This window comes from Streptomyces atratus (assembly GCF_014648655.1).
Lineage (GTDB): Bacteria > Actinomycetota > Actinomycetes > Streptomycetales > Streptomycetaceae > Streptomyces > Streptomyces atratus.
Genome location: NZ_BMRN01000207.1, coordinates 1 through 806, shown reverse-complemented (window position 1 = coordinate 806; position 806 = coordinate 1). Strand labels below are relative to the sequence as shown.

Here is an 806-nt window from a genome sequence, read left to right as displayed (position 1 = left end):
AGGTGGAGAAGCGGTGAGCCCGTCCGGTGCGGCCGATCAGCCGAGCGGCCATGACCGGCCCGATGCCCGGGGTGTCCATCAGCGTGCTGCTCGATGCCTCTACCAGGCTCTGCATCCGGGCAGCGTTGTCCGTGAGCTGCTTGTCCAGTTTCCGGATCTCGGCGACCAGGTCCCAGGCGATGTCCTTCCGGACGGTCTCGATATCGCCGGCGGGGCGGACGGATCGCAGCAGTTTGGCGGCCAGGTCCGCGGACAGCTGGGTCGGGGCGCCGCCGGGCAGCAGGTCACGCAGCAGCGCGTGGAGCTGGTTGACCGTGCGCACCCGGGCCTGGGCCAGGTTCACACGCCGTTCGTCCAGGAGGGCCAGCGCCGTGGTGTGATTCTCGGGCGCGAGATCCCGCCCCTCTCCCTGCAGATAGGCAACGGTGGCTGCGGCCGCTGCGTCTATCTGGTCGTTCTTACGCCGTCCACGCGGGAAAGTTCACGCACCCGGCTGGTCGCCGCGGCAGGCACGTCGACGACGCTCTCACCACGGGCGACGAGCCACTGGGCGAGATGCCGGCCCAGGCCGTTGGCGTTCTCCACAGCCCACTTCCGCTGTGGCCACCGCTTGGCCCAGGCCAGCAGCCGCCGGTAGTCCGCCAGAATGGCCTCGATCCGCATCGACCCGACCTGCTGGTTCGAGACCGGCTCGACGGCGGTGGCGGTGTGGGTGGACTTGTGTGGGTCGACACCGAGCAGTATCACGGGACCTGATTCCTCACAGTCGGACAACGGGGACAGCCACGGTCGACACGCCGACTTCC

2 protein-coding genes are annotated in these 806 nt (G+C 69.1%); both read right to left on the bottom strand.

Going from position 1 to position 806, the window contains the following annotated elements; translation table 11 throughout:
- A partial coding sequence (locus tag IEZ15_RS44120; protein WP_506355113.1) for a transposase occupies window positions 1-415 on the bottom strand: 415 nt, incomplete at its 3' end.
- 29 nt (window positions 416-444) lie between these two features.
- Window positions 445-806, bottom strand: a 362-nt coding sequence (locus IEZ15_RS44115) for an IS110 family transposase (RefSeq protein ID WP_229846615.1), incomplete at its 5' end; no start/stop codon positions are given.